At 67.3% G+C, this 26,746-nt stretch carries 25 protein-coding genes; 17 read left to right on the forward strand and 8 right to left on the reverse strand.

Annotated elements, in window-relative coordinates:
- Positions 1–79 precede the first annotated feature (79 nt).
- The 3 genes from Pla108_RS03415 (at position 80) to Pla108_RS03425 (ending at position 4,517) form a co-directional block, all read left to right on the forward strand.
- Complete coding sequence (locus Pla108_RS03415; RefSeq protein WP_197526207.1) at positions 80–1,951, forward strand: ABC transporter permease subunit; 1,872 nt, start codon at positions 80–82, stop codon at positions 1,949–1,951.
- A 215-nt stretch (positions 1,952–2,166) separates the two neighbouring features.
- Positions 2,167–3,546 carry a CNNM domain-containing protein gene (locus Pla108_RS03420; RefSeq protein WP_197526208.1) on the forward strand — a complete coding sequence of 460 codons (1,380 nt, stop codon included), beginning with the start codon at positions 2,167–2,169 and terminating at the stop codon, positions 3,544–3,546.
- Entirely contained in the window at positions 3,543–4,517 is a 975-nt protein-coding gene (locus Pla108_RS03425; protein ID WP_146443013.1) for a CNNM domain-containing protein, read from the forward strand. Before Pla108_RS03420 ends, Pla108_RS03425 begins: the two co-directional genes overlap by 4 nt.
- Positions 4,518–4,547: 30 nt before the next feature.
- Here the strand turns inward: Pla108_RS03425 and Pla108_RS03430 are convergent, their stop codons facing one another.
- Both Pla108_RS03430 and Pla108_RS03435 read right to left on the reverse strand, forming a co-directional pair.
- Positions 4,548–4,811, reverse strand: coding sequence for a hypothetical protein (locus Pla108_RS03430; RefSeq protein ID WP_146443015.1), 264 nt, complete (start codon positions 4,809–4,811; stop codon positions 4,548–4,550).
- A gap of 135 nt (positions 4,812–4,946) precedes the next feature.
- A complete protein-coding gene (locus tag Pla108_RS03435) occupies positions 4,947–5,831 on the reverse strand; it encodes a tetratricopeptide repeat protein (RefSeq protein WP_146443017.1) in 885 nt (294 codons plus the stop codon).
- Between the two features lie 227 nt (positions 5,832–6,058).
- On the opposite strand from Pla108_RS03435, the gene Pla108_RS03440 reads away from it, so the two are divergent.
- From Pla108_RS03440 to Pla108_RS03470, 7 genes are all read left to right on the forward strand, one after another.
- Positions 6,059–6,514, forward strand: a complete 456-nt coding sequence (locus tag Pla108_RS03440; protein WP_146443019.1) for a hypothetical protein — start codon at positions 6,059–6,061, stop codon at positions 6,512–6,514.
- 41 nt (positions 6,515–6,555) lie between these two features.
- Positions 6,556–6,936, forward strand: a complete 381-nt coding sequence (gene xseB / locus Pla108_RS03445) for an exodeoxyribonuclease VII small subunit (protein ID WP_146443021.1) — start codon at positions 6,556–6,558, stop codon at positions 6,934–6,936.
- A 179-nt stretch (positions 6,937–7,115) separates the two neighbouring features.
- Entirely contained in the window at positions 7,116–8,027 is a 912-nt protein-coding gene (locus Pla108_RS03450; RefSeq protein ID WP_146443023.1) for a polyprenyl synthetase family protein, read from the forward strand.
- 176 nt (positions 8,028–8,203) lie between these two features.
- Positions 8,204–10,114 (forward strand): 1-deoxy-D-xylulose-5-phosphate synthase, encoded by a 1,911-nt coding sequence (dxs, locus tag Pla108_RS03455; protein WP_146443025.1) that lies wholly within the window; start codon positions 8,204–8,206, stop codon positions 10,112–10,114.
- Positions 10,115–10,191: 77 nt separating this feature from the next.
- Complete coding sequence (locus tag Pla108_RS03460) at positions 10,192–11,040, forward strand: NAD(+)/NADH kinase (RefSeq protein WP_146443027.1); 849 nt, start codon at positions 10,192–10,194, stop codon at positions 11,038–11,040.
- Between the two features lie 111 nt (positions 11,041–11,151).
- The gene (locus Pla108_RS03465; protein WP_146443029.1) at positions 11,152–12,003 is read left to right on the forward strand and encodes a hypothetical protein; all 852 of its coding nucleotides are present in this window, start codon (positions 11,152–11,154) and stop codon (positions 12,001–12,003) included.
- A 414-nt stretch (positions 12,004–12,417) separates the two neighbouring features.
- Complete coding sequence (locus Pla108_RS03470; RefSeq protein WP_146443032.1) at positions 12,418–13,080, forward strand: glycine zipper domain-containing protein; 663 nt, start codon at positions 12,418–12,420, stop codon at positions 13,078–13,080.
- A 9-nt stretch (positions 13,081–13,089) separates the two neighbouring features.
- On the opposite strand, the gene pyk is transcribed toward Pla108_RS03470, so the two are convergent.
- Positions 13,090–14,673: a pyruvate kinase gene (pyk, locus tag Pla108_RS03475; RefSeq protein WP_231934272.1), complete on the reverse strand. Its 1,584-nt coding sequence runs from the start codon at positions 14,671–14,673 to the stop codon at positions 13,090–13,092.
- 198 nt (positions 14,674–14,871) lie between these two features.
- On the opposite strand from pyk, the gene Pla108_RS03480 reads away from it, so the two are divergent.
- The gene (locus Pla108_RS03480) at positions 14,872–15,723 is read left to right on the forward strand and encodes an SDR family NAD(P)-dependent oxidoreductase (protein ID WP_146443034.1); all 852 of its coding nucleotides are present in this window, start codon (positions 14,872–14,874) and stop codon (positions 15,721–15,723) included.
- A 127-nt stretch (positions 15,724–15,850) separates the two neighbouring features.
- On the opposite strand, the gene xseA is transcribed toward Pla108_RS03480, so the two are convergent.
- The 3 genes from xseA to dapF all read right to left on the reverse strand — a co-directional run bounded on the left by xseA (position 15,851) and on the right by dapF (position 18,859).
- Positions 15,851–17,071 (reverse strand): exodeoxyribonuclease VII large subunit, encoded by a 1,221-nt coding sequence (gene xseA / locus Pla108_RS03485; RefSeq protein ID WP_146443036.1) that lies wholly within the window; start codon positions 17,069–17,071, stop codon positions 15,851–15,853.
- A 65-nt stretch (positions 17,072–17,136) separates the two neighbouring features.
- Positions 17,137–17,883 (reverse strand): lysophospholipid acyltransferase family protein, encoded by a 747-nt coding sequence (locus Pla108_RS03490; protein WP_146443039.1) that lies wholly within the window; start codon positions 17,881–17,883, stop codon positions 17,137–17,139.
- Positions 17,884–17,968: 85 nt separating this feature from the next.
- Positions 17,969–18,859: a diaminopimelate epimerase gene (gene dapF / locus Pla108_RS03495; RefSeq protein ID WP_146443041.1), complete on the reverse strand. Its 891-nt coding sequence runs from the start codon at positions 18,857–18,859 to the stop codon at positions 17,969–17,971.
- Between the two features lie 234 nt (positions 18,860–19,093).
- Here dapF and Pla108_RS03500 point away from each other — a divergent pair, with 234 nt between their 5' ends.
- A complete protein-coding gene (locus Pla108_RS03500) occupies positions 19,094–19,777 on the forward strand; it encodes a PEP-CTERM sorting domain-containing protein (protein ID WP_146443044.1) in 684 nt (227 codons plus the stop codon).
- Between the two features lie 202 nt (positions 19,778–19,979).
- Here the strand turns inward: Pla108_RS03500 and Pla108_RS03505 are convergent, their stop codons facing one another.
- Positions 19,980–20,318: a hypothetical protein gene (locus Pla108_RS03505; RefSeq protein ID WP_146443046.1), complete on the reverse strand. Its 339-nt coding sequence runs from the start codon at positions 20,316–20,318 to the stop codon at positions 19,980–19,982.
- Positions 20,319–20,504: 186 nt separating this feature from the next.
- Positions 20,505–21,713, reverse strand: coding sequence for a 2,3-bisphosphoglycerate-independent phosphoglycerate mutase (locus Pla108_RS03510; protein WP_146443049.1), 1,209 nt, complete (start codon positions 21,711–21,713; stop codon positions 20,505–20,507).
- A gap of 220 nt (positions 21,714–21,933) precedes the next feature.
- Here Pla108_RS03510 and Pla108_RS03515 point away from each other — a divergent pair, with 220 nt between their 5' ends.
- From Pla108_RS03515 to nirD, 5 genes are all read left to right on the forward strand, one after another.
- Entirely contained in the window at positions 21,934–22,449 is a 516-nt protein-coding gene (locus Pla108_RS03515; RefSeq protein WP_146443051.1) for a shikimate kinase, read from the forward strand.
- A 192-nt stretch (positions 22,450–22,641) separates the two neighbouring features.
- Positions 22,642–24,024: a glucose-6-phosphate isomerase gene (locus Pla108_RS03520; protein ID WP_146443053.1), complete on the forward strand. Its 1,383-nt coding sequence runs from the start codon at positions 22,642–22,644 to the stop codon at positions 24,022–24,024.
- A 472-nt stretch (positions 24,025–24,496) separates the two neighbouring features.
- Positions 24,497–25,234, forward strand: coding sequence for a metal-dependent hydrolase (locus Pla108_RS03525; RefSeq protein WP_146443055.1), 738 nt, complete (start codon positions 24,497–24,499; stop codon positions 25,232–25,234).
- Between the two features lie 106 nt (positions 25,235–25,340).
- The gene (locus tag Pla108_RS03530; protein WP_146443058.1) at positions 25,341–26,276 is read left to right on the forward strand and encodes a DUF6263 family protein; all 936 of its coding nucleotides are present in this window, start codon (positions 25,341–25,343) and stop codon (positions 26,274–26,276) included.
- Between the two features lie 60 nt (positions 26,277–26,336).
- The gene (nirD, locus tag Pla108_RS03535; RefSeq protein WP_146443060.1) at positions 26,337–26,669 is read left to right on the forward strand and encodes a nitrite reductase small subunit NirD; all 333 of its coding nucleotides are present in this window, start codon (positions 26,337–26,339) and stop codon (positions 26,667–26,669) included.
- Positions 26,670–26,746 lie beyond the last annotated feature (77 nt).

Here is a 26,746-nt window from a genome sequence, read left to right on the forward strand (position 1 = left end):
GGCCGGCGCCGGGGTGGGCGTTCGGGGGCGGTCGCGATTAAGCTGACAGGTCTTTCCCGTCCTCCACGCCCCGCTGCCTGTGTTTGTCGGACCCGTATTCACCCGCGAGGCGATCACCGCCCCGCGGCGCCCGCAATTCTTCGTCGCCCGAGTGCTGCTCGTCGCGACGCTGTTGGGGCTGGCGCTGACGGCCTGGCAGGTCTTTGTCGGGGCGGGGGGGGGCGTCGCCCAATTGGCGGGTCCCGGTGACTTGGCCCGCTTCGGCCGGGCCGTCTTCGAGTTGCTGACGCCCTTGGTGCTAACGGTCGCCGTGCTGTTTTCGGCGCTCTTCTCGGCGGCGGCGGTGTCGCAAGAAAAGAGCCGCGGCACGCTGGTGCTGCTGCTGCTCACCGACCTCAGCAACAGCGAGTTGGTGCTCGGCCGCTTGCTGGCGAGTCTGTTAACGGTCCTCGTCGCGACGCTTGCCGTTGTGCCGTTCCTGCTAACCCTTGCGCTGCTCGGCGGGATCGACCACCAGCAGGTCGCCTGGGCGATCGCCGTGACGGCCGCGGCGGCGCTCGCCGCCGGCAGCCTTGGCTCGACGCTTGCGCTCTGGCGAGAGAAGACGTTCCAGGCGCTCGCGCTCACCGCCATCGGCCTCGTCCTGTGGCTGGCTTTGGGTGAGGTCGTTGCTTCGGGCGTGCTCGGTGAGCAACTCTTGGGTCTAACCGCCGGCGACGTGGCGGCGCGGATCAGCCCCTGGCAGGCGCTCACGGCGGCGATGGAGCCCCGCTACGGCCGGCCGCCGGCGTTATTCGGGATCGAGCAGCCCGCCGCCACCGGCGCCGACTCGGCCGCTTGGTTTGTCGGCGTCGGGTTCGCGCTGGCCGGGCTGTTGAACTTGGCGGCCGTGGCGCTGGTGCGGGTCTGGAACCCGTCGCGCGAATTGCGGTCGAACGCCACGGCGACCGAGGCCGCCCTGGCGCCGCGCGAGGAGGTCGTCGCCGCGGTGATCTCGCCCCCCGACCCCGCCGACGTGGTCGTCGGCAAGGCGCGCGGCCAGAGCGCGGCGGTCCACCATGCGGGCGGCAAGTCGCGCGCGGTGTGGGACAACCCCGTCTTGTGGCGTGAGGTCCGCACCTGGGCCTACGGCAAGAAAGTGCTGGTGGTAAAGGCGGCCTACGTGGCGATCTTCGTTGTCTGCGCCGTGGCGACGGTCCAAGCGCTCGGCCGGCCCGCTAACGGGCGATCGGCGATCCCTCCGGCGGCGATCCCGATGGCGCCGCTGCTGGTGGTGAGCCTGGTGCTCGTCAACGCCTTGTCAGTGACGTCGCTGACGGGCGAACGCGACGGCAAGTCGCTCGACCTGTTGCTGACGACCGACCTGTCGCCCAAGGAGTTGATCCTCGGCAAGCTCGGCGGGGCCTTTTGGAACGCCCGCGAGATGATCCTGCTGCCGGTGGGGCTCTGCTGCTACCTGGGCTGGGTCGGCGCCCTCACCGGTTGGGAACTGGCTGTTTTGCTGGCGTGCTTGATCGTGATGACGGTCTTCTCGGCGGTGCTCGGCTTGCACGCGGCGATGATCTACAACAGCAGCCGCAAGGCGATCGGCGTGAGCGTCGGCACGCTGTTGTTCTTGTTCCTGGGGGTCTCGACCTGCATGCGGATGATGCTGGCGCTCTCGAACACCTTCGACGGCCAGCTGGCGTCGTTCTTGGGCTTTATCGTCGGCGGGGGGCTGGCGTTGTTCGTCGCCTTGGCGTGGCGGAACCCCTCGACAGCGATGGCGCTGGCGAGCTTCTCGGCCCCGTTTGCGACTTTCTATGCGATCGTCAGTTTCCTGCTCGGGAGCTACAGCCTTGTGGGGCTGGCGACGGTCGGCACGTTCGGGTTCGCGACCGCGTCGATGCTGGTGCCGGCGCTGTCGGAGTTCGACATCGCCACCGGTTCGCAGCCCTCCCGAGAAGACTGAATCAGCGGCGTTAGCGGCGAGCCGGCCACGTGAGTGGTCGGTGGAACCCGCTCGCTGACGCCCCACCGAACCACTCACGTGGCCGGCTCGCCTAAAGATGGCCGGTGCGTCGCGATCTGCGGGCGGCTCGCCCCGTCGGGACGGGCCCTCGACGCGGACGGCTCTGGTTGTGCTACGATGGGGGCAGTCTCCCGCCGCCCCTTCACCGCATGCCGATGCCCCTGCTGGACTACTGGTTCGAGCTCGCCACGATGGCCGCGCTCGCCGGTGCATCGGCGTTCTTCTCGGGGAGCGAGGCCGCGCTCTTTTCGATCTCGCGCCCCGACCGCAGCGAAATGGCCAGCGGAACGGCCGGCGAACGCCGCGCCGCGACCCTGCTTGCCCGGCCCGAGCGGCTGCTCACGGCGATCTTGTTCGGCAACCTAATCGTCAATATGACGTATTACGTGCTGGCCGAGGTTGTCTCGATGCGTCTGAAGCGGGCCGACGACGTCGCCTCGTGGGCGCCGCTGGCGTTCACCATTGGCTCCCTGTTGTTGGTGATCCTGCTCAGCGAGGTGGTCCCAAAAAGCCTGGCGGTGCTCAAGCCGCGTTGGGTGAGCGGCATGGTGAGCACGCCGCTCACGCTGGTGACGCGCGCCGTCGATCCGATCTTCCCCCTGTTGCAAACCATTAGCGACTCGGTCGCCCGGCTGTTGGTCCCGAACCTCGAGCCGGAGCCCTATCTCGAGCTTGCCGACCTCGAGCGCGCCGTCGCGATGCAGTCGGGAGAGACCATCCAGAACGAGTCCCTGCTGATTCAAGAGCGACAAGTGCTCCATCGTCTGGTTGAGCTCGCCGATACGACGGCGGCCGAGCTGATGCGTCCGCGGCGCCGCTGTTTGGTGGTCCGCCCGCCAGTTGCGCTCGACCAGTTGGTGGGCGAGCTCGAGGGCGTCGGCGAGTACGTCCTGGTGACCGAGAAGGGGAGCGACGAGATCGCCAGCGCCTTGCCGATCAACCGGTTGGCGATGCTCCCGCCCGACCGGCTAGAGTTGCGGGCCGAGCCGCTTTCGGTGGTCCCTTGGTGCGCGCCGGCGTCGGTGATGCTCAACCAACTCCGCGAGCAAGGGCGTCGCGTGGCGGTGGTCGTCAACGAGTTGGGCGAGACGATCGGCATTGTCCCGCTCGAGCGCCTCCTCGACGTGGTCTTGCGAGACGCCTCGCGTATCGACCCCCACGACGCCCACGGCGCCCGCCTCGTGAAGCTGGCGGACGGCGCCTGGGAAGCCTCGGGCGAGACGCCGCTCAAGCGGATCGCCAAACGCCTCGGTCCCTGGGCCGACGAACACGCGCAGATCCCCACCTCGTCCGGGAAACTGACCGACGTGCTGATGGCGGCACGTAGCGTCACCGTGGCGGGGCTGCTGCAAGAAGAGCTGCAGCGTTCCTTGCAGCCTGGCGACCAGATCGAGCTCTCGGGGCTGGTCTGGTCGGTCATCGATGGCGCCGACGACGACGACGCCCCGCTCTTGATCCGGATCGAAGCCCCGGTGAGCGGCGGCGAAGCCCCCCTCCCGGCGGGCGACGCCGAGCCGGGAGGCGAGCCGTCATGACCTACGCCGTCATCATATTCCTGGTCGGATTAGCGCTGAGCGCTTTCTTCAGCGGCACCGAGACCGGCTACTACCGGGTTCCTCGGATGCGGCTGGTGATCGACGCGGTGGGTGGCGACCGCACCGCACGCGGTTTGCTCTGGGCGTCGAACCATCCCGAGGCGTTCGTCGCGACGGCGCTCGTCGGCAACAACATCGCCAATTACTTAGCGTCGTCGGCCATCGTTGGCGCCGCGGGGGTGCTCCTCCCCGCCGCGGGGCTCGCGGGAGAGGTGGCGCTGACGCTGCTCTTCGCGCCCGTTGTGTTCATCTTTGGCGAACTGCTGCCGAAACGGACTTTCTTGAAGGCGCCGTACCGCTTCCTACGCCGGTGCTCCGGGGCGTTGGCGGTCGCGGGAATCATCTTAGCGGCGCCGACGTTCTTGCTCTGGGTCGTGAGCCGCGCGCTGAGCGTCGTCACCGGGTCGTCGATCCAGCCGTTGCGGATGGCGGTGCGGCGGCGTGAGTTGACCGACGCCTTCGCCGAGGGGCAAGCCGTCGGGCTGCTCTCGCCGGCGCAACGCGAGCTCGCGCAGGCGACGTTCTCGCTAGGGGGCAAACCGCTCCGCGAGTTCATGACGCCCGTCGCCCGACAGCCTCGCTTAACAGCGCGGGCCGAGGCGGAGGACGTCTTGCGGCTGGCCCGGCGGCACCAAGTCGACGCCTGGCCGATCGAGCCGTCGACAATCGACGAGGGGGAAAGCCGCTACGCCTACGTCCGCGCGTCGCGACTGGTCACGACCAAGGACCTGCCGCCCGACTTGCCGACCGAGCCCCTTATGGTCTTCAGTGAGAGCACGCCGTATCTCCACGCCTTGACCCAGCTCGAGTCGAGCGGCACGCCGATGGCGGCGGTGCTCGGCGCCAACCGCCGCGTCACCGGGTACGTCTACGTCGAACGCCTGCAACAAGCGCTGTGGGAAACAACCTGAGCAGGCCCCTTTCGGCAGCGGCCAGCGTGATCAGCGGGCGTACCCGAGGGACTTCACGACCGAGAGCATCTCTTCGTAGTTGATAAAGCGGCGCCGGTGGCGGGCTTTGTAGCTGTCGATCGCGCGGGCCAGGTCGGCCGCCTCGTCGCTGAGCCCGTCGTGGCTGTTGGTGAACTGGCGGCGTTCGCGACCGACGGCGCCGTCGGTCTTCTCACGCCGCCGATCCACGAACGGCGCGGCCTCGTTGGTCGGAGCGGTGAGATTCGAATCGGCTTCGAGCAGCGTGTTAGCCATGTCGCTACTTCTGCAGGGGACGGAGTGGTCGGCGGAAGGTCATCGCCTGCAAACCTAGCTCACAATCCGCCCAGGGGTCGCCGAGAGTCGGCTTGTAACGGCTGGTCCGAATTAACGGCCCGATCAAAGGCTCGACTAGCGAATGGCCGCGTCGGCCGGCTGCAGCCGAGCGATCAATTGCCGGCTGCCCAGGTGCGTCGCATCGAGACTCAGCGCCCGACGGGCGTCGGCGACCGCCAATTCGTTCTGGCCGCAGGCGGCCTGCGCCTCGGCGAGGCGACAGAACAGGTCGGCGTTGCCCGGACCGCGCTGGGCGGCCAGCCGGAGCGTGTCGGTGGCGTCGCGCGATCTACCGAGGGCCAGGTAAGTCTCGCCCGCCTGCGCGAGCGCCTCGGCCGGTTCCTGGCCGGGGGGGTACGCGTCGAGCAGTTGGTGGAGCGTCGTCAGACAGCGGCGGTGGTCGCCCCGGTCGCGGTAGAGCTGGGCGACATCGCTCAGCAGCTCCGGGTCGGTCGGTGCGTAGCGGAGCGCCTGCTGGTAGTCGGCGAGCGCCAGGTCGGCTTTACCGAGTCGCTGCTGAGCCCGGCCGCGCAGAGCCCAGGCGGCGGCGCTGCCGGCGTCGATCTCGATCGCTTGCTCGCCCCACGCGGCCGCCTGGCCGGCGTCGCCCCGGGCGAGCCGCATCTGCCCGGCACGGATGGCGGCGTCGAGGTTCGTCGGGGCGCAGCGGCACGCTTCTTCGGCGCAGCGGAGCGCTTCTTCGTGCTTGCCGGTTTGCCACAACGCCTCGGCGAGGTGGTGCTGCGTGGCGCCATCCTCGGGCGTCGCCTCGGCCGCTTTGCGGAGCCACGACTCGGCCTCGCCCGCCTTGCCGGCGTCGAGGGCCGCGACGCCACGGCGCCACATCTGCTTCGCTTGGTCGACCGAATCTGCCGCCGTGCGTCGCGTCAGCGCGCAACCCGACGTGCTGATGGCCAAGGCCAGCAGCGTCGTCTGTCGGAGGGCGCTAGCGACAGTCAAACGGCGTCCTGCGTTGTCTCATGAGGGGGGTGACCCATCCGCACTCAGGGTGCTTATCGGTCACGGGGGCCGTTGCGCTGCGGGAGAGTATCTGCCTGGGCGCGACGTCACAACGCCAGCTAGCTCGTCACGGCGCCCCGGTCAACAGCGGGCGGCCGGTCCGATAGCATGGGGGGCCATCAAAACGGGCCGCGTCACGCGGCTGCTAGCAGATTCGAGGAGCCACGATGTTCGCCACTTACAACCAAGCCGGTGTCTCGCTCGCCTATCCCGAGAATTGGACGCTGGAGGAGGACCACGACGAAGAAGCACGGCTGAACCTAACGATCACCAGCCCGAACACCGCCTTCTGGACGCTGATCGTCTACGCCGAACCGCTCGACCTGGCGCTCCTGCTTGATCAGACGCTAGCGGCGCTGAAGGAAGAGTACCCCGAGCTCGAGTCGGCCGACACGCTTGAAGAGGTCGCCGGGGTCCCCCTCCTCGGCAAAGACGCCACGTTCTTCTACCTGGAATTGACGAGCACGGTCCATATTCGGGCGTGCCACCGGGGGGCGTCGACGTACCTCATCCTCTCTCAGTCGGAAGACCGCGAGCTGTCACGGACCGCGGAGGTGCTCGACGCGATCACGCAGAGCCTCCTGGCGGGACCGCCGCTAACGGACGAAACTGACGTCAACTGAGACGCGACTTCCCACCCCTTCGACGACTGCCGCCCGGCGCTATGGCTAAGAAAAAAGTGAAATCCGCCGCCCCCGACGCCGAGCCTTTAGAGGCTTCGCTCGGCGAGTTGGAGGCGATCGTCGCGGACCTCGAGGGGGGGGAACTCGGCCTCTCCGATGCGTTGGCCCGCTACGAAGAGGGGGTCCGACGGCTCAAGCAGTGTCACGCTCAGCTACAGGCCGCCGAGCGGCGGATTGAGCTGCTAAGCGGGGTCGACGCCGACGGCAACCCGGTCACAACCCCTTTCGATGACCGCGCCACGGCGGACGAGGAGGGCTCGGCGGCCCGGTCGCGGAAGCGCACGGCCGGAAAAGGCCCTGCCGGGGAGGGGTTTGCGACCGACTCGTCCGGAGACGTGGACGATCGACCCCGGCTCTTCTAGACTGAAGGGCACGCCAGCACGCCCCATCTTGTTGTGGCTGAACGCGTTACGGCCCGCGCCTCGCGACTGCGAAGCGTCCCGGCCGGCGTGGTCGCCCGATCGGAAGGGACGCTTCCTTGCGTGCCTGCCGCCCCCGCCGCGGGGGGCAGCCGTGCCGGTCTCAACGCCCCGCCAATTGCATGCTTACCGAAGCCGCCACCAAGGACCCGTCCGAAGCCGCGGCCGATGTTCAAGCGATCGAGGGGGCGCTGAGCCAAGCCCTGAGCGACGCCCCGGGCCGGCCCCCGCGACTTCTCGAGGCGATGCGCTACGCCGTGCTCGGACCCGGCAAGCGGCTCCGTCCGCGGCTGGTGCTGACCGCTTGTCGGGCTTGCGGCGGCGATCCGGCCGACGCCCTGCCGGCCGCCTGCGCCGTGGAGATGATCCACGCCTACTCGCTGGTGCACGACGACCTTCCGGCGATGGACGATGACGACCTGCGGCGGGGCCGCCCGACCGTTCACCGTCAATTCGACGAGGCGACCGCCATCCTGGTCGGGGACGCCCTCCTCGCGCTCGCCTTCGAAACGCTGGTTTGGCCGCCGACACCGGTGCAGGTCGCCGCCCCGGCGTGCCGCGAACTCGCTCATGCGGCGGGCCCCGCGATGCTCGTGGGAGGCCAGGCCGATGACCTTAGCGGCGCCGAGGCGGCCCCGGACGACCGCGACGCGGCCTTGGCGCACCTCGAAGCGATCCACCGCCGCAAGACCGGGGCGATGATCAACGTGTCGCTCCGCCTCGGGGCGCTCTGCGCCAGCGCCAAACCGCAGCAATTGTCCGACCTGACCGCCTACGGCGACGCCCTCGGCCTGTTGTTTCAGGTGACGGACGACCTGCTCGACGTGGCGGGCGACGAATCGGCCGTCGGCAAGCGGGTCGGCAAGGACCAGCAGGCCGGGAAGCTTACCTACCCGGTGCTCCTGGGGGTCGAGGCGAGCCGCGCCTATGCCGCTGAAATGGCGGACCGGGCGGTGGCGGCGCTTGCGTCCTTCGGCCCCCCGGCGGAACCCCTCCGACGCCTGACGCGACAAATACTCGAACGGGACCGCTAGCCCTCGGATGGGTCGACAGCGGGCGTTATTCCTAAGCGGCGAAACACGGTTACGACGGCAGATCATTAGCGACAGAGAGAGTCACTTTCATCGGCTGGGTTGTGAGCAACACGCTCGCACCTCCTCAAAAAAGTACTTCTCCTTGCCGCGACCCACCGAGCGACTCGTAGAGCACGATGCCCAACGCCCCCCTCCTATCGAAGATCACCTCGCCGCGCGACCTCGACGGGATGTCGAACACGCAGCTCGAGCAGGTCGCCGCCGAGATGCGCGACACGCTCTGCAACCTCGTCGAGGCCCGCAGCGCGCACTTCGCGTCGAACCTGGGCGTGGTCGAGCTCTGCCTGGCGTTGCACACGACGTTCGACTTCCTCCGCGACCGGCTCATCTGGGACACGGGGCACCAGATTTACCCGCACAAGCTGATCACCGGCCGCTACGACGAGTTCCCGTCGATCCGCACGAAGGGGGGCCTCATGGGCTACCCCAACCCCGACGAGAGCGACTACGACCTCTTCGTCACCGGCCACGCCGGCTCAAGCGTCTCGACGGCCCACGGTCTGGCGAGCGGCGACCTCGCCCTGCGGCCGAACGAGAACCGCTGGAGCGTTGCGGTCATCGGCGACGGGGCGTTCCCCTCGGGCGTCGTCTACGAAGCGCTCAACAACATTAAGCGTGACGGCAAGCGGCTGCTGATCGTGCTGAACGACAACAAGATGTCGATCTGCCCGCGGGTCGGCGGCGTCGCCGACTACCTCGACCGCCTGCGGATGAACCCGATGTACTCGGGGCTCAAGGAAGAAGTGGCCCGCGTGCTGTCGAAGGTGCCGCTGCTCGGCGACCCGACCGAGCGGCTGCTCGCGCAGATCAAAGAAGCCGCCAAGGCGGGGCTGCACGGCGGGATGTTCTTCGAGGACCTGGGAGTCCGCTACATCGGCCCGATCGACGGCCACAACATCAAACTGCTCCGCAAGTACCTGCGGATGGTGAAGGCGAGCGACGGCCCCGTGCTGCTGCACGTCGTCACCGAGAAGGGGCACGGCTTCCGCCCCGCGGCCGAGGACCCGGTCACGTTCCACGCCCCGCCGGTCATCGAGCGCGATTGCGACCGCATCGTCTCGATGAAGAAGAGCGATGGCCGCGGTTACACGCACGTCGCGAGCGACGCGATCCACGCCGCGATGGCGGGCAACGACCGCGTCACCGTGCTCACCGCCGCGATGTGTCAAGGGAATAAGCTCGAGCGAGTCCGCAAAGACTTCCCCGCGCGGTTCTTTGACACCGGCATCTGCGAGGCCCACACGGTCGCCTTCGCGGCGGGCCAGGCGAAGGTCGGCATGCGGCCGATCGTCGATATCTACAGCACGTTCCTGCAGCGATCGTTCGACCACATCTTCCAAGAAGTCGCGTTGCAGGACTTGCCGGTCACGTTCATGCTCGACCGCGGCGGGCTCTCAGGCCCCGACGGGCCGACGCACCACGGCGTGTTCGACCTCGCCTACCTGCGCGTCTTCCCGAACATGGTCGTCATGGCCCCCGGCGACGCGGCCGACTTGTCGCCGATGCTCGACTTCGCGCTGCAACATAGCAGCCCGTGCGCGATCCGCTACCCGAAGGCGGCGGCGATCGAGGTCGCCGGCGAGCGGGCGCCGATCGAACTCGGCAAGGCGGAGGTGTTGCGCGAAGGCCCCGACGGCGCGATCCTCTGCGGCGGCGCCTTGCTGATCGATTGCCTGGCGGCGGCCGACCGGCTCAAGAGCGAGCAAGGCCTCGACGTCACCGTCGTCAACGCTCGCTTTATCAAGCCGCTCGACACACAAACCATTCTGCCGATTGTCGAGCGGAGTCCGTTCGTCGTGACCGTCGAAGAAGCCCAGCTCGCCGGCGGTTTCGGTAGCGCCGTTCTGGAAGCGTGCTGCGACGCGGGAGTTTCGACCGCCAACCTGCGGCGCCTTGGGATCGGCGATCACTACGTCGAGCATGGCGACCGTGAGGAACTTCTGGCGGACCTCGGGCTTGATGCGGCGGGGATCGCTCGGGCGTGTGAAGAACTGGCAGGCAGCCCCGCGGCCAACTTGGCGGGGTAGGGTCCGCTCTGCGGACCGCTTTTTTGGAGGACGGAACCGGTTCCACGGTCCGCACAGCGGACCCTACACTGGCGAGCATGCACGACGCCCCGAAGACGATCTTGATGTACGACGGCTCGCGGCCGGAACTCGCCACGCGGGCCGAGGCTCTGCGTCGTGTGATCGAGCCGCTGCTGCCAGTCGTCGCGGTTGAGAACGACCTCGAAGCCCCATTCGACTCCCAGGGCGCCGAGATCGCGATCGCCATGGGGGGCGACGGCACGATGCTCCGCACGGCCCGGCGGATGGGGCCCGATCAGATCCCGGTGCTGGGCGTTAATCTGGGCAAGCTCGGTTTCCTCGCCGGCACCCACCCGGATGCCTTGGAGCAGACCCTCGCCGAGGTTACGGCTCGACGCTTTCGCCTCGTCGATCACCTGATGATTGACTGCTCGCTGGTCCGCCAGGGCGCCGTGGTCGAGACGCGACTCGGCCTCAACGAAGCGGCGATCCTCGCCGGCGAACCGTTCGGTATGATTGAGGTCGACTTGCGGATCGATGGCGACCTGGCCGCGACCTACGGTAGCGACGGCATGCTGATCTCGACGCCGGTCGGTTCCACCGCCCACAACCTGGCGACCGGCGGGCCGATCCTTCGCAAGGACCTTGCGGCACTCGTGGTGTCGGCCATCAACCCCCACACGCTCACGGTGCGGCCGATCGTCGACTCGGCTGACCGCGTCTACGAGTTGACCACCCAGAGGCCCAACCCGGGCACGACGCTGCTGGTAGACGGCCAAGTCGTGGCGAAGCTCGAGCCGGGCGACACGGTGCGGGTCGAACGCTCGCCTGCCGTGTTCCAACTCGTGGAGGTCACCGGCCAGACCTACTACCGCACGCTGCGCGAGAAGCTCGGTTGGGGCCGCCGGCCCCGTGATCCGAAGTAATCGGATTGTAGGTAACGGCGCCGCTTCGCTGTTGACGTGGGACGCCGTCTCCGGTCTGCTCTTGGCCCGTCTCGCCCAATCCACCGATCCGTCGCGCAAGGAAGCCGACCGATGCGATTCGCTCTCGCCGCCGTTCTGCTGCTAGCAGTCCCTCAACTCGCCCTCTCTGACGGGGCCGAGAAGCACCTGCTCCGCTACAAGTTGAAGACGGGGGACACCCTCCGCTGGGAAGTGGACCAGCGTTCGAGCGTCACCAACTCGATGGAGGGGACCACCCAAGAGGCCCAGACCAAGACCGTTTCGGTCAAGGTTTGGAAGGTGATCGACGTCACGCCCGATGGCGAGATCGAGTTCCTGAACCTCGTTGAACGGGTCCGGATGGAGAACAAGCTCCCCGACCGGGCCGCGATGGTCTTCGATAGCACCAAGGGGGAAGAACCCCCGCCGGGATTCGAGGACGCCGCCCGCGCCGTCGGCGTGCCCCTCAGTTCGATCCGCATGTCGCCCCGCGGCGAGGTGATCGACCGCGATATCAAGCACCACCAGCCCGCCGCCGACCCGCACGAGCAGGTCGTCTTCCTGCTGCCAGAGAAGGCCCTTGAGGTCGGCGAGTCGTGGGTCCAGCCAATCGACGTTCTCGTGAAGGTCCCCGATGGCGGCCAGAAGACGATCGTCGCCCAACGCAAGCACACGCTCAAGAGCGTTAGCGCCGGTGTCGCGACGATCGCGACCGAGTTTCTGGTCCTGTCGCCGACGACGCCGGAGATCGACGGCCAGATGGCCCACCGCATGGTGAAGGGGGAGATCCGCTTCGACATGGACCGCGGCCGCGTGCTGACGCAACGGCTCAACGTCGACCGCCGGGTGCTCGGTTTCGCTGGCGCCTCGAGCAGCATGCACTTGGTGACGCGGCTCGAAGAGGCCCTGCAGCCGGCGCCGACCGAGGTTGCTAGCAAGCCGTAGCCGGCTGCTGATTTATCAGCGGCCCGCTAGCACCCAATCGCCAAACGCGATTCAAGGTGAGCCGTCGTCGCTAGCCGCGGGTGAATCACCAGAGGGGCCACCCGCGGCTAGCGCCGACGGCTCACCGATTTGTCGGGCGCAAGCGTCCGATGGATCACCCCTCCCCAGCGTTATCACCTCAACAGAACTTCCCGCGGCGAGTCGCCTGAAACGAAGAATTCGTTGCACAAGATTCAGCGGCATTTTCGACGGAAAGAGCGCCAACGGCGGTGCGGCGAATTCCTGACCCAGGACACGGGGCGGTGGGACCGGTTAAATCGGTCTACCTCTGGGCCGTCCGAAACCGATATACGAAGAGGGTGCGTTCCGTCCGTGAGCGCGCCGACCCGCGAGTCTTTCGATCCGAGCCGGAAAATGCCCGCCCTTGGTTCCCGCGTCTGTCTACTGGCCGCCGCTGTTTCGCTCGCTGCGAGCGACGCCGCCGCCCAGTACAGCTACGCGCCGCCCCGCGATTACTACCGCAACGACACGGCCGAAGGAACCGTCACGGGTGGCGCCTTTGGCGCCATCGCTGGCGCCCTGATCGGCGGCGGTAAAGGCAAGACGGGCGAGGGCGCTCTGATCGGCGCCGGTGTCGGCGCCCTGACCGGCAACCTGCTCGGCCGCTCCAAAGACTCCGCTGACCAGCGCCAAGCCCAGTACGGCTACGCCGCCGCCCAGAGCGCAAACGTGCAGGCGGCCGCCCAGGCGGTCACCAACTACGACCTGGCGCAGATGACGCAGGCGGGCCTCAACGAGGCCGTGATCGTTGGCGCGATCCAGCAGCGGGGCGCCCGGCTCGACCTAAGCCCGCAGGGGCTGATCCAACTCAAGCAGGCGGGCGTCAGCGACAGCATTTTGGTGGCGGCACAGCGGGCCTCCGGCTCGCCGGCGAGCTACCTCGCCCCCGCCCAGCAGCCCCCGCAGCGGACGGTGATCGTCGAACGGCCGCTGTACTACTACCCGCCCCCGCGTCCGGGCGTGGTGTTCCACATCGGCGGCGGTCGTCCCTACCACCACCACGGCCACTGCTGGTAAGGCGACTCGTTACGCTCCCTCGACCTCGTGCACGATCACGATGTCGTGGACGCCGCCGGTCATTTCTTTCGAGCCCTCGGGGCCGGCGGCGAGGTGCGAACCGCCGACAATCACGACGCGGTCGCCCTTCGTGGCGAAGCCTTGCTCGATCGCCCAGGCGTCCATGAAGCGGATCAGCGCCTGCGTGTCGAAGGCGGGCGCGCCGCGGAGCGGGGTGACGCCCCAGTAGAGGCACATCTTGCGGAGCGTCTGCTCGTTGGTGCTGACGCCGATCGTCGGCACGAAGCTGCGGTGCTGCGACAGGGCCATCGCGGTGCGGCCTGAGAAGCTCGCCGCGACGACCAACTTCGCCCGCAGCGTGTGGGCCATGGCGCCGGCGCCCCGCACCACGGCGCGGGTCACGTCGTGCAGCCGCTTGCCGACCGGCACGGCGTCGGCGTCGCGTGGCGGACGGTCGGCCATGCTCCGCTCGGTCGCCAGCGCGATGCGGTTCATCATCTTCACGGTTTCGAGCGGGTAGTTGCCGATCGCGGTCTCGCCCGAGAGCATGCAGGCGTCGCCACCATCGAGGATCGCGTTGGCGACGTCGGTCACCTCGGACCGCTTCGGTCGCAAGGCGTCATGCATGCTGTCGAGCATCTGCGTGGCGATAATCACCGGCTTCTCGTGCCGATGGCACGTCGTGATGATCCGCTTCTGCTCGACCGGCATTTCGGCGACGTCAATTTCGACGCCCAGGTCGCCACGCGCGACCATCACGCCGTCGGCGGCGGCCACAATCTGGTCGAGCCGATCGAGCGCCTCACGCTTCTCGATCTTGGCGATGACGAGCGCCTCGGAGCCGTTCGACTGGAGGATGTCGCGGAGGGCGTGGACCTCGTCCGGCTTGCGGACGAAGCTCAGGCTGACGAAATCGACGCCCGCCTTGGCGGCCCATTCGGCGTGCTGGTGGTCGGTCATGCTGATCGCCGGGGCGCTCAGCTTCACGTCCGGCAGGTTGATGCCTTGCCGGCTGCGGATGGTGCCTTGCTGGACGACCCGCATCCGGGCGCGGCCGGGGGTCTTTTCGACGACTTCCATGCTGACGGTGCCGTCGGCCAGCATGACGTGGTTGCCGACCTGGAGCTCCTTCACCAGCGGCTTGTAGCTGCAGGTAAACTCGTTCGGCGCGCCGGGCTGGTCGCCCGCGACGAAGAAGAACTCGGCGCCGTGCTCACAGAACAGCGGGTCGCCGGCGACCTCACCGAGCCGGAACTTGGGGCCCGCCAAGTCGACCAGGATGGCGATCGGCTGGTCGAGCTCTTCGCTGATCTTGCGGATCGTATCGACGTTTTGTTGCTGACGCTCGGTGTCACCGTGGGCCATGTTGAGGCGGAAGACGTCGACGCCGGCGAGCGCCAACTTCTTCAGCATCTCGGGCTCGGAACAGGCGGGGCCGACCGTGGCGACGATCTTGGTACGGGCGCGGCCGCGGATATCGGAAGAAGTTGGCATCGGCAAGGCGCTGGTAAGCGGTGTTCGGACCGCCTCGGCCAGGCTCGCGGCGGCAGCCGCGGGGTCCGAGGTGAGTGAGTCCGCCTGTTTGGACATCATCGTTTGGCGCCGAGCGTTGGCAGGGAAGGGGAGGGGGGCGTGGCCAGGCGGCCGTCGCCGGAGGGGGGTCCCTAAGCCTTGCACGAAACGGGCGGTCCGTGAAGCACGATTTCCCGAGACTTTTATGACGATTGCGACAGCAGAACCGACAAATCCCCCCGATTTCTCGCCGCGTGGCGGTTGTAGGGGCCCGCGGTTATGCTCGTCGCCATGCCGAGCGGAGTAAAAAAACAGACGGATACCCGCGAAGCGGGTAAGCAGGGACTCATCACCGGTGGTTCGGCGGGCCTCGGCCTCGCGATTGCCCGCGCAGCCGCCGCCCAAGGGATGCGGCTCACCCTCGTCGGCCGCGACGCCCAGCGGCTCGAAGCGGCGTGCGAGGAGATTTCTCACCGATTTCCGCAGTCCGAATGCCACGGAATCACAGCTGATCTTGCTGTCAGCGGCGAGGCGTCGCGCGTGGTGGCGGAGGCGTCGACGGACCAGCCGCTCGATTTTGTTTGCCACGCCGCGGGTCTTTCGGCGCGGGGACGCGTCGTCGATACGCCGCGGGCCGAATTCGAGCGCTTGATGGCGATCAACTTTTTTGCGGCCGCTGAACTCGCCGCCGCGGTGGGCGAACGGCTCGCCGAGCGGGGGGGCCGGCTGGTGCTGATCGGTTCGCTAGCGACGCGGGTGGCCCCCGGCTACCTGGGCGCCTACCCGGCCAGCAAGCACTCGTTGGCGGCGCTCGCCCAGCAGTTGCGGATGGAGCTTGGTCCGCAGGGGCTCAAGACCCTGCTGGTCTGCCCCGGACCGATCGCCCGCGACGACGCGGGGACGCGCTATGACGACCAAGCCAACGGCTTGCCCGAGTCGGCCCGCCGCCCCGGCGGCGGCGCCAAGGTCAAAGCGATCGACCCCACTTGGCTCGCCGAGCGGATCCTCCGCGACTCGCGACGCGGCCGCAGCGAGCTCGTCACGCCGACGAAGGCGCGGCTGCTGTTTGTGCTGTCGCAGATCTCGCCGTCACTGGGCGACTGGCTGTTGCGACGGCAGATGAAGCCGTAGACCCAACGCAATTTGAAGTAGCGCTCGGATCGAATTTAACCGGGGCTAGCGCCCTGCGGCTGATTGACTCCGCGTATCAGCCGCAGGGCGCTAGCCCCGGTTCTTTCCCTTTAGATTGCAATACGTATTAGGCGGTGTCAGTGACATCATCGACGATGCTGACGACTTCGCCCCGGGCGAGTCGCGTCGTCAATCGATCCCCGACCGAAACCTCGCTCGCCGAACGGACGAGTTTCCCTTGCTGGTCGGTCGTCAGCGAGTAGCCGCGGTGCAAGACGCCGAGCGGGCTGAGCGAATCGAGCTTGCCCGCGATCGCCCCGAGCCGTGCCCGGCCGCGCTCGACCTGCCGGCCGACGGCGCGGTTTGCTGCGCGGTCGAGGTCGTCTAGCCGCCGGGCCGTGTCTTGGAGCATCGCATGCGGACGGGCGAACGGCCGGCTGCGGGCGGCGCGGGCGACGCGTTCGTGTCCGAGGGCGACGCGGCGGCGGGCGGCGCCGTGCAATCGTCCGCTGAGGGTTTGCAGCCGCTGGGTGATCTCGTCACCCGACGGGGCGACGCGCTCGGCCGCCTCGCTGGGGGTCAGCGCCCGCACGTCGGCGACGAGGTCCGAGAGCGTCACATCGATCTCGTGGCCGACGGCCGAGATCACCGGGATCTCCGAGGCGGCGATCGCGCGGACGACGGCCTCTTCGTTGAAGCACCACAAGTCCTCGAGGCTGCCGCCGCCGCGGCCGACCACCAGGGCGTCGAGCGCCGGGCGCAGCCGGTTGGCGGCCCGGATGCCGGCGGCGATCTCGACGGCCGCGCCCTCACCCTGGACGCGCGCCGGAATCACCAGCACGTCGACGCCCCGCCAGCGGCGGCTGAGCACTTGCAAAAAATCGCGGATCGCGGCGCCGGTGGGGCTGGTGACGAAGGCGATCCGCCGCGGGAAGGCCGGCAGCGGGCGTTTGCGGGCCCGATCGAACAGCCCTTCGGCGGCGAGCTTTTCACGCAGCTTCTGTAGCTGGAGCTCGAGCGCCCCCACGCCGCGAGGCTGCGCCTCGTTCACCACCAGCTGGTAGCTGCCGCGCGGGGCGTAAACGTCGACCGAGCCGTGGCAGACCAGCTCGAGGCCGTCGTGCAGGTCGAACCGTAGCCGCGCCGCGGAGCCACGCCACATGACGGCACGGATCTGGGCGGCGTCGTCTTTGAGCGTGAAGTAGCAGTGCCCCGACGAGGGCCGCGAAAAGTTCGACACCTCGCCGGCGACCCAGACGTCGGGAAAGCCCGACTCGAGGGTTTCCTTGATCCCCACGGTGAGCGCGGCGACCGAGAGGGGTTCGTGGCTAGCGTTGGGTCGCGTCACAGTCGGGGGCCTCCATGCGGTGAGGCGCTGATTGTGACGCGGTTGGCGGCGGAGCGACAGCGGCGCTAGGCGGCGAGCCGCTTGGGGGGCTGGGATCCGGTTGGCTTGGGCGCCGGTCGTTCACGGCGGGCCGGGACGGCGTCGTCGCGCGTCTCGCCGGTCGCGGCCCACGCCTCGGCTTCGATGGTCAGTCGATTGAACTCGGCTTCGATCTCGAGACGGCGCGCTTCGAGCGCGGCGCGTTCGAGGTCGGGCGCGACACGCACCTCGGCGCCCAACAGGGCCCGGCCTGTGGTGAAGGGACGCGGGACGGCGAACCGGTCCCAGCTCCGCATCCGCCAGCAGTGGTCGTAGGCGACGGCGATCGGCACGATCGGCAGGCCCAGTCGCGAGGCGAGGAACACCGGCCCCGGCGCCACCTTGCGGCGCGGTCCGCGGGGGCCGTCGGGTGTGATCACGAGGTGCTGCTGTTTGCCGCGAGCGGCGAGCTCGCGCAGGGCGGCGACGCCCCCCCGGTTGGACGATCCCCGCACACAGGCGAAGCCCGAAGCGTGCGCGATCGCCTCGAGGACGTCGGCGTCGCGGTGTCGGCTCACGAGGATCGCCACGTCGGCGTCGGGCCGCAGGTAGACCGGCGCGAGGAGGTACTCGTGCCAAATCAGGTAGATCCGCGGCCCGCCGATCTGGCGGACCGGGTCGAGCGTTGGGTCGGCGTAAACGACCTCGTAGCGGAGCGTGCTCATCCACGCCCGCAAGAAATGAGTGAAGGCGTACCCTGCCGCCCCGTTCATGCCGCGCAGCTTGAGTTTCATCGTGAGACGTCCGTTTTCCGACCGGTGAGCGGCGGGAAAACTAGCAAACGCCCGGGCGGCGACGGAAGAGCGAACGGGGCCGCTCTTAGCGGGGCCAATCGCCGGCAAAGACCTCGACGGCGGGGCCGGTCATTACCACATGGCCGTCCGCCTCGCGCCAGCAGAGATCGAGTTCGCCGCCGAGCAGTTCGATCGTCACGCTACGCTCCGTCCGGCCGGTGAGGGCCGCGGCGACCGCGACAGCGCAGGCGCCGCTGCCACAGGCGAGCGTCTCGCCGGCGCCCCGTTCCCACGTCCGTTGGCGCAGCCGCGTCGGTGATAGCACCTGGACGAACTCAACGTTCGTGCGTTCCGGAAACGCCGCGTGGGTTTCGATCGGGGGACCCACCGAAGCGACCAGCCCGTCTGAAGGCGGCTCGTCGACGAAGAGCACGCAGTGTGGGTTGCCCATTGAGAGGATGGTCGCCGTGCGGGCGCCGCCCTCGTCTTCGATGGACGCGGCCCGCAGGTCGCCCTCGGGTCCCGCCGGCAGTCGGCAGGGGATCGCCTCGGGCGCGAACTCGGGGGCCCCGAGATCGGCTTCCACAACGGTCGCCTTGCCGTCCGCATCGCGGCTGACAATCCGCATCGGCACGAGCGTGTCGGCCGTCCGGACCACGACCACCTCGCCAGCCAAGTCCCCGCTGTCGGCGAGCCGTTTGGCGACGCAGCGCAGGGCGTTGCCGCACATGGCGGAGTACGACCCGTCGGGGTTGTACATCCGCATCTCGACGCCCGCGTCCGAGTCGGGGCGGGTTTCTGGCAGGATCAGCACGAACCCATCGGCGCCAACGCCAAACCGCCGGTCGCAGGTCGCCTTCGCCAAGTCGCCTGCCGACTCGATGGGCGCACGGGCGAAGCGCTCGGCCAGCTCGCCGGTTAGCGCTTCGACAACGACGTAGTCGTTGCCACAGCCGTGCATTTTGGTGAAGCGCATCGCGGGGAGGTTGGAGAAAGGGGGGCGGGGCGGGGTTGCGTCTCTCATTGTGGCTCGCCCCTCCGGTCGTCGCCAGCCGCGCCGGGCGGACAAGACCGCGAAGGCGGGGGCAAGGGTGTCAGAAAAAAAATCGTCGACGGCGTGTCGGGCGAACCATGCCGAATCGGATTGGCAGAGTACGAGGCCAGTTCGACCTCACCGCCACCCCACGAAACTCGAGCAGGATAAGCTCCCATGTCAACGTTCAACCAATCACTCCTGTTCAAAGCAGTCGTCAGCGTCTGCAGCTGCTACGCCGGTTCCGCCGCCGCCGCTTTGGTGTCGCCGGGTGATTTCGCCGCGCTTTCAGGAACGACGAGCGCCGCGACGCCGGTTCTCGCCGGCACGGTGCAAGACGATCCCTTGCGGGCTTTTGAGATCCGCGACGGCAGCGACAACCTCCTCGTTTCTGGCAATCTCCAAGACCGCGTTTCGCTGTCGGATGACCTGGGGACGCTCGTCTTCTCCCCCCGGATCCGGGACACGGCGGGCGTTCCGGGGTTCGCCCCGATGGAGATCTTCGCGCTGCAGATCACGGGCTACGGCGGCTACACGACCGAGATCGAATTCCGTACCGATGGATCAGGCGACCAGGGTCCCGACTCCGTGAGTCGCAGCGCCGACGGCGAGGGGTTGAGGTTCCACTACAACACGTCGCCCCTGTTGCCGCCGGACGAGTCGTACTTCAACTCGATCCTGACGGATGCGACGGCCTTCGCGCCGATCGGCACGGCGACGATCTTCGCCCGGGTCGGTTCGACCGGCCCCATCTACACGACGACGCTCGAGGGGATCAACGTCCCGGTCCCCGAGCCGACCGCCAGCGTGCTGGTGTTGGGCGCCCTCGGCCTGGCGGCCACGGTGCGGCGGCGGGGATGAACTGAAGCTGAATTTGAATCACCGAGCAGCCACGACTCATCGGTCGTGGCTGCTTCTTTTGGTGGTGACGTTAGGAGAAGGAGATGGGGGGGATGTTGGTGATAGGGGGGATCGCAGGCGATGCGGTTAGCGGCCTAGCGGGACGAAGGGGCCGCCGAGAAGGGACTTCCAATTAAGGTTGAGGTGCCTTTCGGCTGAACCATCAGAAGTCTGGCGCGAATTGCACATAGAGCTGCGGCTTATCGGAGAAGCCAGCCGCTCGCAGTTTTACCACAGCATCTTCCGCCAGGACTCGCAATTCATTGAGCGCAAGCACGAGTTCGAACTCGTGTTCGTAGCCAATGCGAACAATCTTCTTGCCGACGAATAAGAACTCTTGCTCGTTGATGGGATCCTGCGAATAACTTCCCCACCAGTGATCGAGTTGATGATTGATCGCTGCCAACATCCGCGGGTCCGTTTCGTTGCTCAGCGCATCGGACTCTTCTTCGGTAGTAGCAAATCGCACTCCGAAAAACACCATGGTCGCATCAGCTCCCATAGCGATTCCTTTTTTGGCGAGGAAAGCGACTGGTTAAAGAATTCTCGAACAGCAGAGCGCCACTGCCGAAGGGACGCTGTCCCACGCGCGGCTACGCCGGCCGCTTGCGATCCCCCCGTATCTCCACTCATCCCCCTATCTCCTTCTCGTTAGTTCAACACCGACCACTTACGTGGCCGGCTCGCCTTACGCGCCGAATTTGGCGAGGCGGTTGGCGTTGGCTAGGGCGAGAGTCATCAGGTGCTTGGCCTCGAATTGGCCGAGGCCGCCGGTGCGGCACTCCGCTTCGCCGAAGGACTCGGCGCCGTCGCAGCGGCAGTTCTTCGCCCACAACAGCGTTGGCACGGGGTGCCAGCTGTGGCTGGCGAGCATCGCCGGCGTGCTGTGGTCGCCGGTGGCGATGAAGACGTCCGGCTTGAGGGCCATGATCTTCGGGACGGCCGCGTCGTACTCCTCGGTGCGTTTGACCTTGGCGTCGAAGGCGCCATCTTCGCCGGTGCTGTCGGTGTACTTGAAATGGATGAAGAAGAAGTCGTACTTGTCCCAGTTCGCCTTGAGGACTTCCATCTGCTCATCGATCGTCTGGGCGTCGCCAACAACGTCCATGCCAACCAGCGAGGCGAGCCCCTTGTACATCGGGTAAACGGCGATCGCGGCCGCCTTGAGGCCGTAGACGGTTTCGAAGTTCTCGATCGACGGCTTGCCGGTGATGCCGCGGAGGGTGCAGCAGTTGGCCTTCGGCTCGTCGGCGAGCAGCTTCTTCACCTGGGCGATGAACTCGTCACAGATCTTGGCGGTCTTCGCGCTGCCGGCGTCCTTGGCGACGGCCGATAGGGGGGGCACGCCGGTCGCTTGCGGGTCGGTGTCGGCGACGTTGCCTTCGAGGCCGGGGCCACGGAGCACGACCACAAAGCGGTGCTCCTTGACCGGCTTCACGATCACTTCGACGCCGTCGATCTTGATCTCTTTGGCGAGCCGCTCGACGATCGGCGTCGACTCTTCGGTCGGGATGCGGCCGGCGCGGCGGTCGCTGATGTTGCCGGCGGCGTCGAGCGTGCAGAAGTTGGCCCGGATGGCGACGTCGCCCTCCTCGAGCTTGAAGCCGATGCCGGTCGCCTCGAGGGCGCCGCGGCCGATGAGGAACTCGACCGGGTCGTAGCCGAAGAGCCCCAAATGGCCCGGCCCGGACCCGGGCGAGATGCCGGGCGCCACGGGGATCGACCCGCCGCAGACGCCTTCCTTCGCCAGCTTATCGAGGTGGGGGGTTTTGGCGGTCTCGAGCTCGGTCTTCCCCCCCGGCTGCTGCGGCAGGCCGCCCAGGCCGTCGCCGACGTACATGACGATCTTCGAGTCGTTCTTCTGCAGCAGCGGCTTGATCAGCTCGTGGATATTCATCGCGGCGGGGCAGGGGCTTGGAGACAGGAGGGGGCCAGAGAGCCGTGGCGTCCTCGCCCACGGCCGAACCCGTAATCGTCGGCATCCGGGCCCTGGCGACAAGTCCCGAAAGCCAACTCTTGTGGGAGGGGTCTCCCGACCCCGATTCCGCGCTGCGATAGGTGGGCGGTTGGCGTACCGTAATCGGGGTCTGGAGACCCCTCCCACAAAAGTCAGGCCCATGTCGGCTGCCCAACCAAAAACCAACGTCGTCCTCATCGGCATGCCCGGCTCGGGCAAGAGCACCGTCGGGGTGCTGCTCGCCAAACACCTGTCGCGGGGCTTTGTCGATACGGACCTGATCATCCAGACGAACCACGGCAAGACGCTGCAGCAGATAGTCGACGGGGCGGGGCACGCGGCCCTGCTCGACGCGGAGGAAGCGGCCGTCCGGAGCCTCGATGTGGAGAACCACGTCGTCGCCACCGGCGGCAGCGTCGTTTATAGCGCCGCTGGGATGGCCCACCTGAAGGCGATCGGCGTTTTGGTCTACTTGGCGACCGATCTGGCGACGCTCGAGGCCCGTGTCGGCGACTACACGATGCGGGGGCTCGCCAAACGCCCCGAGCAGACCCTGGCCGACCTCTTCGCCGAGCGACAGGCCCTCTACGAACAGTACGCCGACGTGACCGTTGAAACGGCCGGCTTGAGCCACGACGCGGTTTGCGCCCGGGTCGAAGCCGCCCTGGACCGCTGACTGCCCGGGCCGCCCCCGTTAGAATCCAGGCCGAAGCAATACCACCACCGAGAGCACCGAGGGCACGGAGAAGAACGCTTTGACTGGATTTACAGGATCGACAGGATCTTATTTTTATCCCGTCAATCCTGTTGATCCGGTCTCGTTCTTGCTCCGTGGTCTTTGTGGTCAACCCGAACCAAATAGAACGCCATGACCCTGCTCAAGTACAACCCTTCCGGCGCTCTGTTTGACGAGGGCGGCATCTCGCCGACCGATCTCAACGCGCTCGCTCCGCAGCTGGAATCGGCGCGGGCCGAGGTCCTCGCCGACGCCGATCTCTGGCAGGCTGGCGCCGAGGTCCCGGCCGACAAGGAGCCGCTCGACGCGGGCTTCCACTTGTTGCCGGACCGCCTGCTCGCCGAACTGGCCGAGAAGGGCGCCGCCAGCGAGCTGGCCCGCCTCAAGTCGACCGCCGACCGCCTTGCGGGCGACTGCAAGAGCGTCGTCGTGCTCGGCATCGGCGGCTCGTACATGGGCGCCCGGGCGCTGCTCGAGTCGTGCTGCCACCCCTACTACAACGAGGTCCCCGCCAAGCTGCGTGGCGATCGCCCGCGCATCTACTTCGAGGGGAACAACGTCGACAACGACGCCGTCACCGGCTTGATCGAGCTGCTCAAGAGCCGCGACGAGCCGTGGGGCGTCGTCGTCATCAGCAAGAGCGGCGGCACGCTCGAGACCGCCGCCGCGACACGGATCTTCCTGCGCGAGCTCGAAGCGTCCGCGGGCGACAAGCTCACCGAGCGCTTCGTCCCCGTCACCGGCACGAGCGGCAAGCTGTTCGACCTGTCGACGGCGCTCGGCGCGCCGGACATCTACGAGGTGCCCGACGGCGTCGGCGGGCGGTTCAGCGTGCTGTCGGCCGTCGGCTTGCTGCCGGCCGCGGTGATGGGCCTCGACATCGAGAAGCTGCTCGCCGGCGCCAAGGCGATGAACGACCACTTCGCGACCGCCCCGGTCGGCGAGAACGTCGTGCTGCAGTACGTCGGCGTCTGCAACCTGCTCGAAGAGACCGAGGGCTGCGTCACCCGCATCCTCAGCACCTGGGGCAAGCGGCTCGAGGCGGCCGGCCTGTGGTACGACCAACTGCTCGCCGAGAGCCTCGGCAAGAACGAGCAAGGCGCTTTGCCGCTCACGATCGTCAACACCCGCGACCTCCACAGCCGCGGCCAGCAGCACCAAGAGGGCCCGCGCGACAAGGTGATCACCAACGTGATCGTCGAGTCGCAGGACTCCACGCCGCTCGCGATCGGCGAGAGTGAGAATAACCAGGACAAGCTCAACGAGCTGGCCAACAAGACGCTGCCGGACATCCTCCGCGCCGCGATCGCCGGCACCAACCAGGCCTACGAAGAGGACAACCGCCCAACGGCCGACCTCATCCTGCCAAAGCTCGACGAGCACACGATCGGCCAGCTGCTGCAGATGCTGATGCTCGCGACGGTGGTCGAAGGCCGCCTGATCGGCATCAACCCCTACGGCCAGCCGGGCGTCGAGGCTTACAAGAACAACATGAACGCGATCTTGCGGAAGTAAGGATTCACCGCGGAGGTCGCGGAGGACGCGGAGAAACCGATTGGGTAGTACTTATGGCTTTCGACCTGGCAAGAATGGACGGAATCGGTATGTAGGTTCCTGGACGGAAACACCATACGTACCGATTTCGCTGCCTTTATCTCCTGAATCAGCGAAGAGCTTGCTTGCATCAGAGGCAGGATCGGAGAGCGTCTACTCCCATCAGCAGATTGCGAACTGGTTCGATGCCTACGCTATGCACATGCGGTGTTCAAATGAGTCTTTCCCACCACAGCTTAGAGATGTCGTTGAAGATGTGACTGCACAATGGGACTTGTTCTTGTCAAACACCTACACCTTGCTCGAGTTACAGACGCTCGACTTTAAGACTGTTCGCCTTCCAAGCAGGTGGTTTTCTGATTGGCTAGAACAGGTCAACTCGGAGTAACTCCGCGTCCTCCGCGAACTCCGCGGTTAATCCAAACAAGAAAGCATGCCCACGACGCTCACCTGGTACGGCCACAACGCCTGGCTCCTCGACTGTGAATCGGAAGACGGCGAGGGGACCAAGGTCCTCATCGACCCGTTCCTGAACGATTCGCCCACGGCGCCGGTCAAGGCCGACGACGTCGAGTGCGACTTCATCCTGCTCTCGCACGGTCACGGCGACCACCTCGGCGACACGGTCGCGATCGCCCAGCGGACCGCGGCGACAGTCGTCACCAGCTTCGAGATCTCGCAGTGGCTCGCGGGGCAGGGGGTCGCCGCAGACAAGACGATCGGCATGAACCCCGGCGGCGGGGTCGACCTCCGCTCAGCTTCTGGGGAACACTGGGGGCGCGTGAAGATGACGATCGCCCACCACTCCAGCAGCCTGCCGGACGGCACGTACGCCGGTGTGGCGATGGGGATCGACATCGCCACGGGCGGCAAGCGGCTCTACTTCGCCTGCGACACGTCGCTGTTCTTCGATATGAAGCTGATCGGCGACCCGTCGCTCGCCGGCTCGCATCTCGACGTGGCGGTGTTGCCAATTGGCGACCTCTTCACGATGGGCCCCGCCGACTCCGTGCAAGCGGCCAAGCTGCTGATGCCGGCCAAGGTGCTGCCGTGCCACTACAATACGTTCCCCCCGATCGAGCAGGACGCCGCCGAGTGGGCCAAGGACATCCGCAACCACACCGTCTCCGAGCCGATCGTCCTGCAACCGGGCGAAGCGATTACGCTGTAAGGTCTCACGCAAAGGCGCGAAGGCGCGAAGGATCCGCAGTCGCGTTCTTCGCGCCTTCGCGCCTTTGCGTGAGATCTTTATTGATCCGCTACCTCAAGAGAACGCTATGAACTCCCACTGCTCTGCGTCTCTGCGTCTCTGCGCGATACTTATAGCAGTTACCCCCGCAATCGGCGCCGAACCGCTCGTTTGGAAGTGGGCGCCCGGTGACAGCGACCGCTACCAAGTCGTGCAGACGATGCGGATGACGGTCGATGCCGGCCCGGCGGGCGAGGTCACCTCGTCGATGCGGCAGGACATGGTGATGCGCTGGACCGTCGAGGACGTCGACGCCGACGGCGTCGCCCGGATCTCGCAAGGCGCCGAGCGGATCGTCATGAAGAACCGCGGGCCGATGGGGCAGGACTTCACCTACGACTCCGACAGCGACGAGCCCCCGGCCGGCATGGCCGCGCTCGTCGCGCCGATGTACGACGCGATGGTCGAGCACCCCTTTGTGGTCACGATGCGCCCCAGCGGAGAGATCACCGAGGTTGTGCTCTCGGATGACCTCTCGAAGGCGTTCGATCGTCTCCCCGGCAACGTCGTCTCCGGCGACTTTGTCGCTCAGATGACCAAGGAGGCGGTGGTCAGCTTCCCCACCGAGCCGCTCGCCGTCGGCGACCAGTGGACCGCGACGACGCCACTCGAATTGCCCCCGCTCGGAGAAATGAAGGTCGTCACGACCTATGTCTACGAGGGGACCCGCGACGTCGAGGGCCGCACGTACGAGGCGATCAAGCCGTCGGTCCAGATCGAAATCCCCCCGGGACAGGCCAACGTCCGCCTCGAGACGAAGGACGCCGACGGCGAGATCCTCTTCGACCGCGAACAGGGCCGCGTCTTCCGGTCGCGTTTCGTCCAGTCGATGGTCGTCCGGGTCACCACCGACCAGGGCGAGATCGCCAACGGCATCAAGCAAGCGATCGAGCTCCGTCAGCTCGGCGAAGGGGAGTCGCTTTCGCTGGACGACAATGACGATTCGACCCCAAGCGACGAATAACCTGCCGTCGGGCAAGCGGTCCCGCCGACTTACCTCTCTCCCTGTGAATCCGGCACTCCCTTGTCCGATTTTATAACCGTCTGCCGCGTTGGAGAGATCGCCGAGGGGGAGGGCCGCACCGTCACGGTCGGCGACCGGCTGGTCGCCGTTTTCCTGGTGAAGGGCGCGTACCAAGCGATCGACGATTTGTGCCCCCACCAGGGGGCGTCGCTGGGGGCGGGCTGCGTCGAGGACGGCGAGGTCTTTTGCCCCTGGCACGGCTGGCGATTCCGCCTCGCCGACGGCAAATGGGCCGATAACCCTCGCCTGGGCGTCGATGTGTTCGAAACCCGCGTCGAGGGGGACGAGGTGCAGGTGAAGGTGGCGGGCGAGCCGCCGGCTGAGGGCAATTAGGAACGCGGGCCGGGCCGGTCGATAAGCGGCTCGGCGCGCGGTAAGCTGGTGGGCTTGCCTGAATGCCCCCTACCTGC

It is taken from the genome of Botrimarina colliarenosi, assembly GCF_007859955.1.
Lineage (GTDB): Bacteria > Planctomycetota > Planctomycetia > Pirellulales > Lacipirellulaceae > Botrimarina > Botrimarina colliarenosi.

Coding starts and splice junctions, on each gene's coding strand:
- Pla108_RS03450 (WP_146443023.1), top strand. CDS start 7,116: ATGCTTACCGAAGCCGCCACCAAGGACCCGTCCGAAGCCGCGGCCGAT.
- Pla108_RS03420 (WP_197526208.1), top strand. CDS start 2,167: ATGCCCCTGCTGGACTACTGGTTCGAGCTCGCCACGATGGCCGCGCTC.
- Pla108_RS03460 (WP_146443027.1), top strand. CDS start 10,192: ATGCACGACGCCCCGAAGACGATCTTGATGTACGACGGCTCGCGGCCG.
- Pla108_RS03520 (WP_146443053.1), top strand. CDS start 22,642: ATGACCCTGCTCAAGTACAACCCTTCCGGCGCTCTGTTTGACGAGGGC.
- xseB (WP_146443021.1), top strand. CDS start 6,556: ATGGCTAAGAAAAAAGTGAAATCCGCCGCCCCCGACGCCGAGCCTTTA.
- Pla108_RS03510 (WP_146443049.1), bottom strand. CDS start 21,713: ATGAATATCCACGAGCTGATCAAGCCGCTGCTGCAGAAGAACGACTCG.
- Pla108_RS03490 (WP_146443039.1), bottom strand. CDS start 17,883: ATGAAACTCAAGCTGCGCGGCATGAACGGGGCGGCAGGGTACGCCTTC.
- Pla108_RS03465 (WP_146443029.1), top strand. CDS start 11,152: ATGCGATTCGCTCTCGCCGCCGTTCTGCTGCTAGCAGTCCCTCAACTC.
- Pla108_RS03525 (WP_146443055.1), top strand. CDS start 24,497: ATGCCCACGACGCTCACCTGGTACGGCCACAACGCCTGGCTCCTCGAC.
- Pla108_RS03470 (WP_146443032.1), top strand. CDS start 12,418: ATGCCCGCCCTTGGTTCCCGCGTCTGTCTACTGGCCGCCGCTGTTTCG.
- Pla108_RS03500 (WP_146443044.1), top strand. CDS start 19,094: ATGTCAACGTTCAACCAATCACTCCTGTTCAAAGCAGTCGTCAGCGTC.
- Pla108_RS03430 (WP_146443015.1), bottom strand. CDS start 4,811: ATGGCTAACACGCTGCTCGAAGCCGATTCGAATCTCACCGCTCCGACC.
- Pla108_RS03480 (WP_146443034.1), top strand. CDS start 14,872: ATGCTCGTCGCCATGCCGAGCGGAGTAAAAAAACAGACGGATACCCGC.
- Pla108_RS03440 (WP_146443019.1), top strand. CDS start 6,059: ATGTTCGCCACTTACAACCAAGCCGGTGTCTCGCTCGCCTATCCCGAG.
- Pla108_RS03425 (WP_146443013.1), top strand. CDS start 3,543: ATGACCTACGCCGTCATCATATTCCTGGTCGGATTAGCGCTGAGCGCT.
- dxs (WP_146443025.1), top strand. CDS start 8,204: ATGCCCAACGCCCCCCTCCTATCGAAGATCACCTCGCCGCGCGACCTC.
- dapF (WP_146443041.1), bottom strand. CDS start 18,859: ATGCGCTTCACCAAAATGCACGGCTGTGGCAACGACTACGTCGTTGTC.
- pyk (WP_231934272.1), bottom strand. CDS start 14,673: ATGATGTCCAAACAGGCGGACTCACTCACCTCGGACCCCGCGGCTGCC.
- Pla108_RS03530 (WP_146443058.1), top strand. CDS start 25,341: ATGAACTCCCACTGCTCTGCGTCTCTGCGTCTCTGCGCGATACTTATA.
- Pla108_RS03515 (WP_146443051.1), top strand. CDS start 21,934: ATGTCGGCTGCCCAACCAAAAACCAACGTCGTCCTCATCGGCATGCCC.
- Pla108_RS03505 (WP_146443046.1), bottom strand. CDS start 20,318: ATGGGAGCTGATGCGACCATGGTGTTTTTCGGAGTGCGATTTGCTACT.